A 13,558-nucleotide genomic window follows, 5' to 3' on the forward strand; every position below is an offset into this window, starting at 1 on the left:
CGGTGACCGCTGTCGCTAACGTCGGTGGTGTTCATCGCTTCTCGACCGACCCGGGGGACCCCATGACCGACCCGAACAACCCGTCCGCGCCGCAGCCTCCGGCCTACCAGCCGCCGGCTTACCCGACCTCGTCCTCCGACACCTCGTACGGCAACCCCAACGCGCCCGTGCCCGGCAAGACGCTCGGCATCGTCGCGTTCATCCTGTCGTTCTTCGCTCAGCTCGTCGCACTGGTGCTGGGCATCGTCGCGCTGGTGCAGAGCAAGAAGGCGGGGCACAAGAACGGTTTCGCTCTCGCGGCGATCATCATCAGCGCCGTCCTCATGGTGATCGGCATCATCGTGGCGATCGTGCTGTTCACGATCTTCGGCAACGTGGCCAACGACGTCTACCAGGCGTGCGTCGTCGAAGGCGCCGACACGGTGACGGTGTGGGGCCAGACCCAGTCCTGCGCCGACATGCGCTGACGCCGTCAGCACGACGACGACCCGAAAGCCCCCGCGGATGACCGCGGGGGCTTTCTCTTGAGGGCCATCGCTGCGCGGTTCCCGGTTCGTCATCGCTCGGTTGCGCGATGACGATCAAAGCGCTTAAACTCACACCTGCGCGGTTTAAGCGCTTTGATCGCGCCGCGTGACCCGCGATTCAAGGAGGAAGACGTGAAGTTCAAGACAGTGGCCGGCGGCGTGGCGACTCTGACCGCATTCGCCCTGGTGCTGACCGGATGCGGTCGCGCCGATGACACCGCCTCGGGGCCGGCCGAGGTCACCTCGATCGATGACAGCCCCGCCACCGGCACGCTCAGCGTCTGGGCCATGGGCGCCGAGGGCGAGGCTCTGCCGGAGTTCGTGGCCGAGTTCGAGAAGGCCAACCCCGACGTGAAGATCGACGTCACCGCCATTCCGTGGGATGCCGCGCACAACAAGATCCAGACCGCGATCGCGGGCGGCAACACCCCCGACGTCGCCATGATGGGCTCGACCTGGATGGCCGACTTCGGCGACGCCTTCGCGACTGTCCCCACCGAGATCCCCACCGACGGCTTCTTCCCCGGTGCGCTCAGCACGACGGAGTTCGACGACCGCGCGGCCGGAGTGCCCTGGTACGTCGACACCCGCGTGCTGTACTACCGCACCGACCTGGCACAGCAGGCCGGGTGGACGGAGGCGCCCACCGACTGGGACGAGCTGCAGCAGCTCGCCGCCGACATGAAGGAGAAGGCGGGGGCCGACTTCGGCATCCGGATGCCGGGCGGCAACGACTCGTTCCAGGGCGCCATGTGGATGCCGTGGTCCGCCGGCGCCGAGCTGATCGACGGTGACTCCTGGACGCTCGACACCCCCGAGATGGCGGCGGGGCTGTCGTACTACCAGAGCTTCTTCGACGAGGGCCTCGCCGACGCCGACGCCGACGTCTCGGCCGGCGCCACCGAGGCGGAGTTCGTCGCCGGCACCACCCCGATGGTCGTCGAGGGGCCGTTCCTGCGGGGACAGCTCGAGCTCGTGGGCGGCGAAGACTTCGCGTCGAAGTACGCGACCGCCGTGCTGCCGGCTGCCGAGGAGTCGGTGTCGTTCAGCGGCGGTGCCAACCTCGTCGTCTTCGAGAACAGTGCCAACGCCGAGTCGGCGTGGAAGCTCGTGCGCTGGCTGAGCGAGCCCGAGACGCAGGTCGCCTTCTACGAGGAGACCGGTGACCTCCCGGCGCTGGAGTCGGCGTGGGACGACCCCGCGCTCGCGGACGATGCGAGCCTGACGACCTTCGGCGAGCAGCTGCGGACCGCGAAGGCTCCGCCCGTCACGACCAGCTGGGTTCAGGTCGCCGCCAAGGGCGACCAGGCGCTCGAGCAGCTGCGCCGCGGCGGCGCCGACGTCGCCTCGGTGCTGCAGAAGCTGCAGGCCGACGCCGACGCCATCGGCGTGAAGTGACGTCGATGTCCACCTCCACCCTCCCCGCGGCCGGAGCCGTCACCGACTCCGGCCGCGGGGCCTCCCGCCCCGGCGGCCTGCACGCGCGCCAGCGCAAGCGCCAGGCCCTCATCGCGTGGGCGTTCTGCCTCCCCTTCGTCGCGGTGTTCGCGGTCTTCATGCTCTTCCCGATCGTCGGGTCGTTCGCGATGTCGTTCACCGACTTCACCGCTCGCGACATCACCTCGCCGTTCGCGGTGAACTTCGTCTGGCTCGACCAGTTCGCGACCCTCTTCCGCGATCCCCGCTTCCTCACCTCGCTCGGAGTCACGGCGGTCTTCGTCGTCGTCGGCATCCCGGTGACGATGGTGCTGGCGCTCGCTCTCGCTCTCGCGCTCAACAGCGGGGGAGGACGCATCGTCGCGTTCTTCCGCGTCGGGTTCTACGCCCCCGTGGTCACGAGCATCGTCGCGGTGGCGGTCGTCTGGCGCTACATCCTGCAGCCCGAGGGCCTGCTGAACTCCGCTCTCGCGGTCGTCGGCATCGACGGGCCCAACTGGCTGAACGATCCCGCGTTCGCGTTGCCTTCGCTCATCATGATGGCTGTGTGGCGCAATGTCGGCACGTTGATGGTGATCTTCCTCGCCGGTCTCCAGGCGGTGCCGCAGGACGTCAACGAGGCGGCCACGATGGACGGGGCGTCCTCCTGGCGGCGCCTCATCTCGGTGACCCTGCCCCTGCTGCGTCCGACGATCCTGCTCGGAGCCGTCCTCATCTCGGTGGGCTACCTGCAGTTCTTCGAGGAGGCGTTCGTCATGACCAAGGGCGGGCCGCTCGATTCGACCCTGTCGGTCGCGTACTACACCTTCCAGCAGTTCGGCTTCGGTGAGTACGGCCTCGCATCGGCCGCCAGCTACGTCCTGTTCCTCGCCATCGCCCTGCTGAGCCTGCTGCAGTTCCGCCTGCTCCGTTCGAAGGACTGATCCGATGACCACGATCCCCGCCCCCGTGGTGGACACCGTCACGCCGCCACCCGCCCCGCGGCGCCGCCGCCGTCGGTTCGGTCCGCGTGCGATCACCTACACCGTCCTGACCGTCGGCCTCGCGCTGTGGCTGATCCCGTTCGTCTGGATGCTGCTCGGCTCGGTCAAGACGCAGGGCGAGATCCTGCAGCGGCCGCCGACATGGCTGCCCGAGAACCCGACGGGCGAGAACTTTGCGCAGTGGTTCGGACCGCTCGACTTCGGGCACTTCTTCGTCAACAGCCTCGTCGTGGCCGTCGTCACGGTGCTCGGCAACATCGTGTTCTGCTCGATGGTCGGCTACGCGCTGGCGAAGATGGAGTTTCCCGGCAAGCGCGTGCTGTTCGTCCTCGTGATGGTGACGCTCATGGTGCCCGGCGTCGTGACATTCGTGCCGTTGTTCGTCATGGTGTCGTCGCTCGGGCTGGTCAACACCTACCCGGCGCTCATCCTGCCCTTCATCACCGCCCCCATCGGCGTCTTCCTCATGCGCCAGTTCATCCAGGGCATCCCCGACGCCCTGCTCGAGGCGGCACGGCTCGACGGGGCGGGGGAGTGGCGCATCTTCTCCCGCATCGTGATGCCGCTGTGCGGTCCGCCGCTCGCGACGCTCGGAATCCTCACGTTCCTGGCGTCGTGGAACAACTTCCTCTGGCCGCTCGTGTCGGCCCAGACCGAGGACATGTACACGCTTCCGGTGGCGCTGTCGCTCTACTCGACGGGGCAGAACGCCACCAACTACGGGCTGCTGCTCGCCGGCTCGGTCCTGGTCATCGCCCCGATCATCGTGCTGTTCATCTTCCTGCAGCGCTGGTTCATCCGCGGCGTGGCCACGACCGGCCTCAAGTGACCGGCGCGCCGCGGCATCCGTCCCCCCACGAACGAAAGCTCCCCATGCGACCCGACTTCCAGACCGCACCCGACGGCACGCGCTTCCGCGACCTCAACGGCAACGGGGTGCTCGACCCGTACGAGGACCCCCGCCTGAGCCCTGAGGAGCGCACCGACGACCTGCTGGCGCGGATGTCGCCGGCCGAGAAGATCGGGCTGATGTTCCAGACCGTCATCGAGATCGGTCCCGAAGGCGAACTGCTCGAGACCCCCGGGGCGATCTCGAAGTCGCCGACCTCGGATGTCGTCGTGGGCAAGAACATGAGCCACTTCAACGTCCACGCGATCCGCACCGCGCGCGAGGGCGCCCGCTGGAACAACCACCTGCAGCGTCTGGCCGAGAGCACGCCGCACGGCATCCCGGTCACGATCAGCACCGATCCGCGGCACGCCTTCGTCGAGAACACCGGCGTGGCGTTCTCGGCCGGTCCGTTCTCGCAGTGGCCCGAGCCGCTGGGCCTCGCCGCCCTCGATGACCTCGACGTCATCGAGCGGTTCGCCGACGTCGCGCGGCGCGAGTACTGCGCCGTCGGCATCCGCGCGGCGCTGCATCCGCAGATCGATCTGCCGACCGAGGCCCGGTGGGGTCGGCAGGCGCAGACCTTCGGGTTCGACGCCGAGCGGGTCTCGCAGATCACCGCGGCGTACCTGCGCGGGTTCCAGGGCGAGCAGCTCGGCGCCGAGAGCGTCGCGTGCACGACCAAGCACTTCCCCGGCGGCGGCCCGCAGCTCGACGGCGAGGACGCCCACTTCCCTTACGGGCGCGAGCAGGCGTACCCGGGCGGGATGTTCGACTACCACCTCGAGCCGTTCCGCGAGGCGATCCGGCGCGGCACCGCCGGCATGATGCCCTACTACGGCATGCCCGTCGGGCTGGAGCGGAACGGAGTGCCGATCGCCGAGGTCGGGTTCGCCTACAACCGGCAGATCATCACCGACCTGCTGCGCGACGAGCTGGGCTATGACGGCGTGGTCGTCACCGACTGGGAGCTCGTCAACGACAACCACGTCGGCGACCAGGTCCTGCCCGCCCGCGCCTGGGGGGTTGAAGAGCTCGACCCGACCGAGCGCATGCTGCGCCTGCTCGACGCCGGTGTGGACCAGTTCGGCGGCGAGGAGTGCACGGAGCTGCTGGTCGACCTCGTCGAGCGCGGGGTCGTGCCGATCGAACGCGTCGACGCCTCGGCCCGCCGCATCCTGCTCGTGAAGTTCCGCCTCGGCCTGTTCGACGACCCGTACGTCGACGAGGACGAGGCCGAGCGCATCGTCGGCAACGCCGACTTCCGCGCCCTCGGCGAGCGGGCGCAGGCCGAGTCGCTGACCGTGCTGCAGAACCGCGACGGCGTGCTGCCGTTCGCGGCGATGTCGCGCCCCCGGATCTACGCCGAGAACATCGGCGACGAGGCGCTCGCCGCCGTCGGCGAGCGAGTGCAGCGACCCGAGGATGCCGACGTCGCGGTGGTCCGCGTCGGGGCGCCCTTCGAGCCGCGCGACGACCTCTTCCTCGAGAAGTGGTTCCACCAGGGGTCGCTCGAGTTCGGACCGGGGCTCGTCGCCCGGCTGGCCCGAGTCGCGGCGCACGCCCCGCTCGTGCTGGTCGTCGGGCTCGATCGACCCGCGATCGTGACGCCGCTCGTACCGGTGGCGTCGGCGATCGTCGCCGACTACGGCAGCTCGGATGCCGCGGTCCTGGCGGCCCTGACCGGTGCCGTGCCGCCACGCGGGCACCTGCCCGTCGAGATCCCGCGCTCGATGGAGCAGGTCCGACGCTCGCGCACCGACGTGCCGGGCGACACGGTCGACCCGATCTTCCCGCGCGGCACCGGTCTGTCGATCGTGACGGCATGAGGGCGCTGGGTAGACTCCCCGAGGAATCGAGGTAGCCATGGCGATCGGGCGTCCCACCGTCTATGACGTCGCGGAACGGGCCGGGGTGTCGATCGCGACGGTGTCGTTCGCGTTCCGGCGGCCCGACAAGGTGCGCAGCGAGACCCGCGAGGTGGTGCTGCGTGTCGCGCGCGAGCTCGGCTACGTCCCGAGCGGTTCGGCCCGCAACCTCGCGCGCGGTCGCACCGGGGTGCTGGGACTGCACCTGTTCGACCTGCTGGTCGAATCGGCGACCCCGCTCGAGCTCGATCCCGCTCGGCCCGTGCCGCCCGAGCGGGGCCGACTCACCGACCTCGCCGATCTCGACCTCGACGGGGGCCTGCTCGCCTGGGACTCGGATGAGGACAGCCGTCGGAGCGAGCCGCGCACGTTCCCGCTCTACGTCGACGAGATCCAGCGCGGCTTCGTTCTCGAATGCAAACGCAACGGGTCGGCGGTGCTGCTGAGCACCGGCGGCCTGGGCGCCTCCGAGATCGCCGACACGGCCGGCCAGGTCGACGGCCTCGCGATCCTGCCGGGTGCGACCGTCAACGCCTCGCTCGGCTCGGTCGCCTCGACCCTGCCGGTGGTCGTGCTGAGCTCGCCGATCGGCCACGCGCATCACGTCCTCGCCGACAACGTCGGCGGCGAGCGGATGCTCGTCGACCACTTCGTGCGGACGCACGGCGCACGATCGTTCGGATGGATCGATGCGCCCGCGGGCTTCGACACCGACGAACGGCGGACCGCGTTCTTCGATGCCGTCGCGGCGCACCCGGGAGCCTCCGCCGAGGTGCTCGACGTCGTCGACCTCGAGCGCGCGCCGTCGTTTCCCGAACTCACCGGCCGCATCCGCGCCGGCGCGCTGCCGGACGCACTGCTGTGCGCCACCGACCAGCTGGCTCTCGCGACGCTCGACGTGCTCCATGCCCACGGCGTCGACGTGCCGCGTCAGGTCGGATTGGCCGGGTTCGACGGCATCCAGGCGGCACGGATGTCGACGCCGCCGCTGACGACTGTGCGTCAGCCCATGGAGCTGATGGGACGGCTCGCGGCGCATCTGCTGCTGAACGATCCCGCGGACGGCACGCTCGACCGGCGCAGCGTCCGCGTCGAGGTCGAGCTGCGCGTCGGGGGCAGCTGCGGCTGCGAGGCCGGCGCCGTCAGTCGATGATGCGGCAGTGGGTGCGCAGCTCGCCGATGCCGTCGATGCCCACCGTGACGACCGAGCGGTCGCGCAGGAAGATCTGCGGGTCGCGCGAGTAGCCGGCGCCGCCGGGGCTGCCGGTCGAGATGAGCGTTCCCGGCAGCAGCGTCGCAGCCGTCGACAGGTGGGCGACGAGCGTCGCGACCGACCGGATCATCTGGCCCGTCGAGGCATCCTGCACCGTCTGCCCGTCCACGACGGCCCAGATGTGCAGGTTCTGCGGGTCGGGGATCTCGTCGGCGGTCACGACGACGGGTCCGGTGGGGGTGAAGCCGTCGAACGACTTGCAGCGCGACCACTGCGCCTCGGAGAACTGGATGTCGCGGGCGGTGATGTCGTTGACGACGGTGTAGCCCCAGACGTGGTCGAGGGCGGTGTCGGCGGCGACGTTCTTCGCCGGACGGCCGATGATGACGCCGAGCTCGGACTCGTAGTCGACCGACTCGCTGAGGCTGCGCGGCCACGAGGTCGTCGCCTCGTGGGCGGTGAGCGAGTTCGGCCACAGCGTGAACACGGTCGGTGCGCTGTCGGCCTTGAGTCCCAGCTCGCTGGAGTGGGCGGCGTAGTTCAGCCCGACGGCGAGCACGATCGGGGGGTTGAGCACGGCCGACGCGTAGGTGACTCCGTCGAGCTCGTGCCAAGCGACCGCGTCTGCCGCTGCGGCCTCGGCGACACGGGCCAGACCCTCGTCGCCGAGCTCGACCAGCTGCTGCAACCGCTCGGGTGCGCCGTCGAACAGGTCGCCGACGAATGTGGCCCGGTCGTCATCGACGAGCACGAGACGGGGTTCGTCGGCCCCCGCGGTCATCACGTGGGCAAAGCGCATGATCCCAGGCTACCGGGCGCCGGACGCGGATGATCCCGCGCGTGCATCCGCCGCGGCCCGCTCGCGGGGCGCCGCCGGGTGCTTGTCGGTGTCGAGCCAGTTCGTCTGGTCGGTCTTGAGGAACTTCGCGTAGACCACGAGCGAGACCGCGATGACGACGGTGACGTAGGCGATGAACAGCGGCACCTGCGAGCTGGCGTTCGCCGCGGTGAACAGCAGCGGCGCCGTCCCTCCGAAGATCGAGTTGGCCATGGCGTACCCGAATCCGACGCCGAGGGCGCGGACGTAGGTCGGGAAGAGCTCCGCCTTCACGATCGCGTTGATCGAGGTGTAACCCGTGAGGATCACGAACGCGCCGATGAGCAGGGCGAAGGCGATGACCGGATCGGTCTGCTGCGGCAGGTAGGTCAGGAAGAACCAGGTGTAGAGCACTCCGCCGATGCCGAAGAACACCAGCAGCGCGCGGCGTCCGACGCGGTCGGAGATCCAGCCGCCGAGCGGCTGCAGCAGCATGAGCACGGTCAACGCGATGAGGTTGATCACCGTTCCGGCGACGACGTCGCCGTCCGCGAACGCGTTCTTGACGATGTTGGGCCCGGTCACCGAGTACGTGTAGAACGCCACGGTGCCGCCCATCGTGACGAGGAAGCACAGCAGGAGAGGCCGCCACTGCACCACGAGGAGATCGCGCATCGACCCCGCGCGGGTGAACTGCCCGGTGCGCACCGCGTCGAGCGTCTCCTGGCTGAGCGACTCGTCCATGGTGCGGCGCAGCCAGAACACCACGATCGCGGCGAGGCCGCCGATGCCGAACGCGACGCGCCAACCCCAGTCGCTGATCTGCTCGGAGCTCAGCGTCAGCACCATCACCAGCAGGGTCGTCTGCGCCAGCACGTGCCCGCCGACGAGGGTCACGTAGTGGAACGACGAGAGGAAGCCTCGATGGCCGGGGACCGCCGCCTCGGACATGTAGGTCGCGCTGGCCCCGTACTCGCCGCCCGTCGCGAAGCCCTGCGCCAGTCGGGCGATCAGCAGGATCACCGCCGCACCGCCGCCGATCATCGCGGCCGTCGGCGCCAGCGCGATGAGGGCGGAGCACGCCGCCATGACGGTGACCGAGACGGTGAGGGCGAACCGTCGTCCGCGGCGGTCGGCGAGACGGCCGAAGTACCAGGAGCCGAGGGGACGCATGAGGAACGTGACCGCGAAGATCGCCCACGCGTACAGCGTCGAGTTCTGGTCGTCGGCGCTGAAGAACTGCGACTCGAAGTACGTCAGGAACACCGAGTAGACGTAGACGTCGTACCACTCGACGAGGTTGCCCGCCGAGCCCTTCAACGTGTTCAGGACGGAGCGCTTGACGCTGCGGGGCCGATCTGTCGTCGTCGACATGAGCGAATCCTCTCTCTGCGGCGGGCGCTTCGGTGCGTCCGTCGGACTCTTCCACGCCCAGGATCCCCGCCTCATCGCATCGTCGCCGCGATCTTTACGTCGCCTTTACAGCGCGATCGGTCGGCGTCCGATCCGTCGTACCCTGCAGTATGCGTTTGCTCATCGTCGAGGACGACGACTCGGTCGCCGCCGCGCTCGTCGCGGGCCTGCGGCGATCGCCGCACTCGGCCACCCGCGTCGCGCGGGCGAGCGATCTGCTGCTCCAGCACCACGACCACGACGTCGTGCTCCTCGATCTCGGGCTGCCCGATCTCGACGGCATCGAGGCGCTGCGTCGCCTGCGTCGCACCACCGAGGTTCCGCTCATCGTCGTCACCGCCCGCGGCGACGAGGAGTCGACGGTGCGCGCGCTGCGGGCAGGAGCGGACGACTACGTCGTCAAGCCGGTGCGCATCCCGGAGCTGCTCGCGCGCGTCGAAGCCGTCGCCCGCCGTCGGGGCGAAGCGCCCCGCGTCGACCGGGTGAGCATCGGCGACCTCGCGATCGACCTCGCGGCGCGGCGAGTGATGATGCGCACCGACGAGGTGCACCTGACCGCCACGGAGTTCGAGATGCTCGCCGAACTCGCCCGCTCGGCGGGGCGTGCGGTCAGCCGCCATCGCCTGCTCGATGCGGTGTGGGGTGATGCGTACGCCGCCTCGTCGCGGTCGTTCGACGTGCACCTGACGGCACTGCGTCAGAAGCTGCCCGGCGCGACGATCACCACGATCCGCGGCTACGGCTATCGCCTCGAGACGGAGACATGAAGGCGCGGATGCTGCTGGGGCTGCTCCTGCTCGGAGGTATCAGCCTCGTCGCCGTGCTCGTGCCGCTGCTCGGCGCGCTCGCGTCGGCGCGGACCCAGTCGCTCGTCCTGCAGCGGGGAGCCGCGCTGACCGAGATCGTCGAGCTCGCCGCGACGACCGGCGAGCGCGACCCGGTGTCGCTGCAGCGCTATCTCGACCGGTTCTTCGAGGTCCACGGCGAGTCGGTGCGGGTGGTCGACGGCACCGGGCGGACGATCGCCGCCGTGGGCGAGCTGCCGGATACCGAGCGTGCGGACCGGATGCTGCTGTCCGCGCGCCGCAACCTGCCGCAGTACGACCTCCCCGTGGTGCTGCCCTGGTCGTCCGAGACCGCGCTGATCGCCGCGCCCGTGCGCCGTGCGTCGGAGGTGGCGCGCGGTGCGGCGATGCTCGTCGTAGACGTCGGCGAGGCCCGGGCCGACGTTGCGCGATCGTGGGCGATCGCCGTCGGTGTGGCGGTGGTGCTGCTCGGCGCCCTGATCGTGTTCTCGCTCCGGTTCGCCGAGTGGGTGCTGCGCCCCGTGCGCATCCTCGATGCCGCGGCCACCGACGGGGCGATCGGCGCGGGCGGGGTCGATGCCGTCCCGATCGGCCCGCCCGAGATCCAGCACCTGTCGGAATCGGTGGCGCGGATGACGCGCGCTCGCGAAGAGGCGCTCCAGCGTCAGCGGGGGCTCGTCGCCGACGTCTCGCATCAGCTGCGCAACCCGCTCAGCGCCATGCGCTATCGCGTCGACGACCTGCTCGCCGACGACCCGACCTCGGAATCCGTCGCCGCCCTCGACACCGATCTCGAGCGGCTCAGCGCCACGCTCGACCGGCTGTTGCTCCTCGCCGAGGCCGAGCAGCGGGCGAGCTCCCGCCCCGACGACGGCACGGCCGCGGCGGAGCACGTGACCTCCGCCGACGCGCTCGTCGCGCTGTTCCGGCAGCGCCGAGACCTCGACGGCCTCCGTCTGGCATCGGCCGGCAGCGACGAGGTGGTGGTCGGGTGCCGCCGCAGCGACCTCGAGGACGTGGTGTTCATCCTGCTCGAGAACGTCGGGAAGTACGCCGGTCCGACCCCGACGGCGACGCTGGCGCTGCGAGCCGAGGGGGACCGGGCGGTGCTGCGGGTCACCGACGACGGTCCCGGACTGCCCGACGAAGACCTTCCGCTCGTGGGTCGGCGGTTCTGGCGTGCGCAGGCGCACCGGACCATGCCCGGCACCGGCCTCGGCCACGCCGTGCTCGCCGCGATCGTCCACGCCAACGGCGGGACCGTCTCCGTCTCGCAGGCACGCCCGCGCGGGCTGGCCGTGACGGTGACGCTTTCAGGTGCGTCATGGAGTTGACCCGTCGAGCGGTTCTCGGGCTCGGGCTCGGACTCGGCTCGGTCGCTCTCGCGACGCTGACGGGATGCGCGCCCGGGGATGCCGCTCCGACCCTGCGCCTGGCGTGCGGGGAGCGGGGCGGAACCTATCTGCAGTTCGGCGAGAACTTCCGCGACCGCCTCGACACCCGTCGCCCGGATGCGGTGCGCGTCGTCGAGACGCAGGGGAGCGCCGAGAACGTCGACCTGCTCCGCAGCGGCGACGCCGACCTGGGGCTCTGCCTCGCGGACCTCGCCGCCGAGCGGGCCGACGGACTGCAGGCGGTCGGGCGGGTCTACCAGAACTACCTGCAGTGCCTCGTGCGGGCCGATTCCGACCTCAGCGCCGCCGAGCAGCTGGCGGGGCTCACGGTGTCGATCGGTGCTCCGCGGTCCGGGGCGGCACTGGCCGCCCGGCGCATGCTCGAGGTCGGCGATCCCGCCCGCTGGCCGCGGATCCGGCAGCTGCCGCTGCGTGCGGCGCTCGATGCGCTCGAGGCTCGGGAGCTCGATGCCGTGTTCTTCTCCGGCGGCGTGCCCATCCCCGAGCTCGGCGACCGACCGCCCGCGACGGCGCTGCGTCTGCTCGACCTCGACGAGCCCGCGGCGCGCCTCGCGCGGGACTGGCCGGAGTTCTATCGCCCGGTCGATATCGCCGCGGGGGTCTATCCCGGGCAGAACGTGGCCCGGACGGTCGGCATCCCGAACCTGCTGCTCGTGCGACCGGATGTCGCGGTCGACGCGGTGCGGCTGCTCGTCGACGTCCTCGTGGATGACGCCGCGCGGCTGGTCCCGCCCGGCAGTCTCGGCGTGCAGTACCTCACCGAGTCCTCGCTCATCGACACCGCACCGCTCGAACTGCATCCGGGCGCGCTCGCCGCCTACCGCGCGCGTTACGGCTGACGAGGCGCGGGCTGCGCGCTCGCGCCGTGCGATTCGAACGATCCGGCTCCCGAGCGAGCGGGCGCACCCTAGGGTGGGGGCGTGTCGTACCCGTCGCCGCTCTCGCAGCCCCAGCCCGGTCAGCCCGGGGCAGTTCCGCCCGCCCCCGCCTCGCCGGCGACGCTGCCCGTCCACGCGCGACCCGGCGGCTGGGCCGCCCTCTGGGTGATCGCGCTGCTCGTCGTGCTGCTGCTCGGGCTCGTCGCCTACTTCGTCACCTTCCTCGGGTGGGTGGCTTCGATCGTCGGCGCGGTGCTGGCCCTCCTGCCTCTGCTGGGCGTGCTGTGGGTCGTGCGCATCGTCGACCGGTGGGAACCCGAGCCGCCACGTCTGCTCTGGCTCGCCTTGGGCTGGGGTGCGATCGCGTCGGTCGTCATCGCGCTCGGCGTCGACCTGCTGCTGACGATCGCGTTGGGACCCTCACGGGATCCGCTCGCCTCGGCGATGGCGAGCGTCGTGCAGGCGCCGATCGTCGAAGAGATCGCCAAGGGTCTCGGCATCCTGCTCCTGCTCTCGATCGGACGGCGGTACTTCGACGGGCCCGTCGACGGCGTCGTCTACGGAGCGATGATCGGAGCCGGCTTCGCCTTCACCGAGAACATCCTGTACTTCGCCGAGAGCCTGATCTCGGGCGGTTTCGCCCAGGTCACCGTCACGTTCGTGCTGCGCGGCATCCTCTCTCCGTTCGCTCACGTCATGTTCACCGCCGCGACCGGCTTCGCCGTCGGTCTCGCGGTGCGCCGAGGCGCGCGCGGGGGAGCGGTGTTCGGCCCGTGGGCGGGCGGTCTGGCCGTCGCGATCCTGCTCCACGCGCTGTGGAACGGGTCGGCCGCTTTCGCCGACTTCTTCGCGCTGTACGTGACGCTGCAGGTGCCGCTGTTCATCGCCTTCGTGCTCGGCGTCATCCTCCTGCGCCGCGAGGAGTCGCGGCTGACCCGCGCGCGGCTGCAGGACTACGCCGCCGCCGGCTGGTTCACCCCGGTCGAAGTCGACCTGCTCGCGACCGGATCGGGTCGGCGCCGCGCCCTCGCGTGGGCGCGGTCGCTGCCCGGTGACCGCACCGAGACGATGCGTGCGTTCATCGCCGAGGCCACGCGACTCGCCGCGGCGCGCCAGCGCGCCCTCACCGGACGCGACGACGAGGCCCTCGCCGACGAGCGCGCCCACCTGGCGCGCGCGACGCGGCTTCGGCGGACGCTGCTGCTCTGACGCCGCTCGGCTGACACCGGTACGAAGACTCAGCGCCCGGTGCCGCGGCGATGCCTGCGTGTCTCCCGGGCGCTGAGTTGGCCTGAGACCATGATCCATCCGG

At 70.7% G+C, this 13,558-nt stretch carries 12 protein-coding genes; 10 read left to right on the forward strand and 2 right to left on the reverse strand.

Annotated features, from left to right (window positions below):
- Positions 1-2 precede the first annotated feature (2 nt).
- From JOF37_RS13735 to JOF37_RS13760, 6 genes are all read left to right on the forward strand, one after another.
- Positions 3-467, forward strand: coding sequence for a DUF4190 domain-containing protein (locus tag JOF37_RS13735; RefSeq protein ID WP_210007329.1), 465 nt, complete (start codon positions 3-5; stop codon positions 465-467).
- A gap of 192 nt (positions 468-659) precedes the next feature.
- Complete coding sequence (locus JOF37_RS13740; protein WP_271175098.1) at positions 660-1,925, forward strand: sugar ABC transporter substrate-binding protein; 1,266 nt, start codon at positions 660-662, stop codon at positions 1,923-1,925.
- A gap of 5 nt (positions 1,926-1,930) precedes the next feature.
- Complete coding sequence (locus JOF37_RS13745) at positions 1,931-2,887, forward strand: carbohydrate ABC transporter permease (protein ID WP_210007330.1); 957 nt, start codon at positions 1,931-1,933, stop codon at positions 2,885-2,887.
- A 4-nt stretch (positions 2,888-2,891) separates the two neighbouring features.
- Complete coding sequence (locus JOF37_RS13750; protein ID WP_210007331.1) at positions 2,892-3,776, forward strand: carbohydrate ABC transporter permease; 885 nt, start codon at positions 2,892-2,894, stop codon at positions 3,774-3,776.
- 44 nt (positions 3,777-3,820) lie between these two features.
- The gene (locus JOF37_RS13755; RefSeq protein WP_210007332.1) at positions 3,821-5,665 is read left to right on the forward strand and encodes a glycoside hydrolase family 3 protein; all 1,845 of its coding nucleotides are present in this window, start codon (positions 3,821-3,823) and stop codon (positions 5,663-5,665) included.
- 37 nt (positions 5,666-5,702) lie between these two features.
- Positions 5,703-6,857 carry a LacI family DNA-binding transcriptional regulator gene (locus tag JOF37_RS13760; protein WP_210007333.1) on the forward strand — a complete coding sequence of 385 codons (1,155 nt, stop codon included), beginning with the start codon at positions 5,703-5,705 and terminating at the stop codon, positions 6,855-6,857.
- Here the strand turns inward: JOF37_RS13760 and JOF37_RS13765 are convergent.
- Both JOF37_RS13765 and JOF37_RS13770 read right to left on the reverse strand, forming a co-directional pair.
- Complete coding sequence (locus tag JOF37_RS13765; protein ID WP_210007334.1) at positions 6,847-7,716, reverse strand: fumarylacetoacetate hydrolase family protein; 870 nt, start codon at positions 7,714-7,716, stop codon at positions 6,847-6,849. The genes JOF37_RS13760 and JOF37_RS13765 overlap by 11 nt on opposite strands.
- 9 nt (positions 7,717-7,725) lie before the next feature.
- The gene (locus JOF37_RS13770) at positions 7,726-9,108 is read right to left on the reverse strand and encodes an MFS transporter (RefSeq protein WP_210007335.1); all 1,383 of its coding nucleotides are present in this window, start codon (positions 9,106-9,108) and stop codon (positions 7,726-7,728) included.
- Between the two features lie 149 nt (positions 9,109-9,257).
- On the opposite strand from JOF37_RS13770, the gene JOF37_RS13775 reads away from it, so the two are divergent.
- The 4 genes from JOF37_RS13775 to JOF37_RS13790 all read left to right on the forward strand — a co-directional run bounded on the left by JOF37_RS13775 (position 9,258) and on the right by JOF37_RS13790 (position 13,455).
- Positions 9,258-9,914, forward strand: coding sequence for a response regulator transcription factor (locus tag JOF37_RS13775; protein ID WP_210007336.1), 657 nt, complete (start codon positions 9,258-9,260; stop codon positions 9,912-9,914).
- Complete coding sequence (locus tag JOF37_RS13780; RefSeq protein ID WP_210007337.1) at positions 9,911-11,287, forward strand: sensor histidine kinase; 1,377 nt, start codon at positions 9,911-9,913, stop codon at positions 11,285-11,287. The genes JOF37_RS13775 and JOF37_RS13780 overlap by 4 nt, the downstream gene beginning before the upstream one ends.
- Complete coding sequence (locus JOF37_RS13785) at positions 11,278-12,207, forward strand: TAXI family TRAP transporter solute-binding subunit (protein ID WP_210007338.1); 930 nt, start codon at positions 11,278-11,280, stop codon at positions 12,205-12,207. The genes JOF37_RS13780 and JOF37_RS13785 overlap by 10 nt, the downstream gene beginning before the upstream one ends.
- Positions 12,208-12,288: 81 nt before the next feature.
- Complete coding sequence (locus JOF37_RS13790; protein ID WP_210007339.1) at positions 12,289-13,455, forward strand: PrsW family intramembrane metalloprotease; 1,167 nt, start codon at positions 12,289-12,291, stop codon at positions 13,453-13,455.
- Positions 13,456-13,558: the final 103 nt, after the last annotated feature.

The organism is Microbacterium imperiale, assembly GCF_017876655.1.
GTDB lineage: Bacteria > Actinomycetota > Actinomycetes > Actinomycetales > Microbacteriaceae > Microbacterium > Microbacterium imperiale.

What these genes read in the sequence shown, in the direction of transcription:
- JOF37_RS13750 (WP_210007331.1), top strand. Translation starts at nt 2,892, where the DNA reads ATGACCACGATCCCCGCCCCCGTGGTGGACACCGTCACGCCGCCACCC.
- JOF37_RS13755 (WP_210007332.1), top strand. Translation starts at nt 3,821, where the DNA reads ATGCGACCCGACTTCCAGACCGCACCCGACGGCACGCGCTTCCGCGAC.
- JOF37_RS13775 (WP_210007336.1), top strand. Translation starts at nt 9,258, where the DNA reads ATGCGTTTGCTCATCGTCGAGGACGACGACTCGGTCGCCGCCGCGCTC.
- JOF37_RS13745 (WP_210007330.1), top strand. Translation starts at nt 1,931, where the DNA reads ATGTCCACCTCCACCCTCCCCGCGGCCGGAGCCGTCACCGACTCCGGC.
- JOF37_RS13785 (WP_210007338.1), top strand. Translation starts at nt 11,278, where the DNA reads ATGGAGTTGACCCGTCGAGCGGTTCTCGGGCTCGGGCTCGGACTCGGC.
- JOF37_RS13765 (WP_210007334.1), bottom strand. Translation starts at nt 7,716, where the DNA reads ATGCGCTTTGCCCACGTGATGACCGCGGGGGCCGACGAACCCCGTCTC.
- JOF37_RS13780 (WP_210007337.1), top strand. Translation starts at nt 9,911, where the DNA reads ATGAAGGCGCGGATGCTGCTGGGGCTGCTCCTGCTCGGAGGTATCAGC.
- JOF37_RS13760 (WP_210007333.1), top strand. Translation starts at nt 5,703, where the DNA reads ATGGCGATCGGGCGTCCCACCGTCTATGACGTCGCGGAACGGGCCGGG.
- JOF37_RS13770 (WP_210007335.1), bottom strand. Translation starts at nt 9,108, where the DNA reads ATGTCGACGACGACAGATCGGCCCCGCAGCGTCAAGCGCTCCGTCCTG.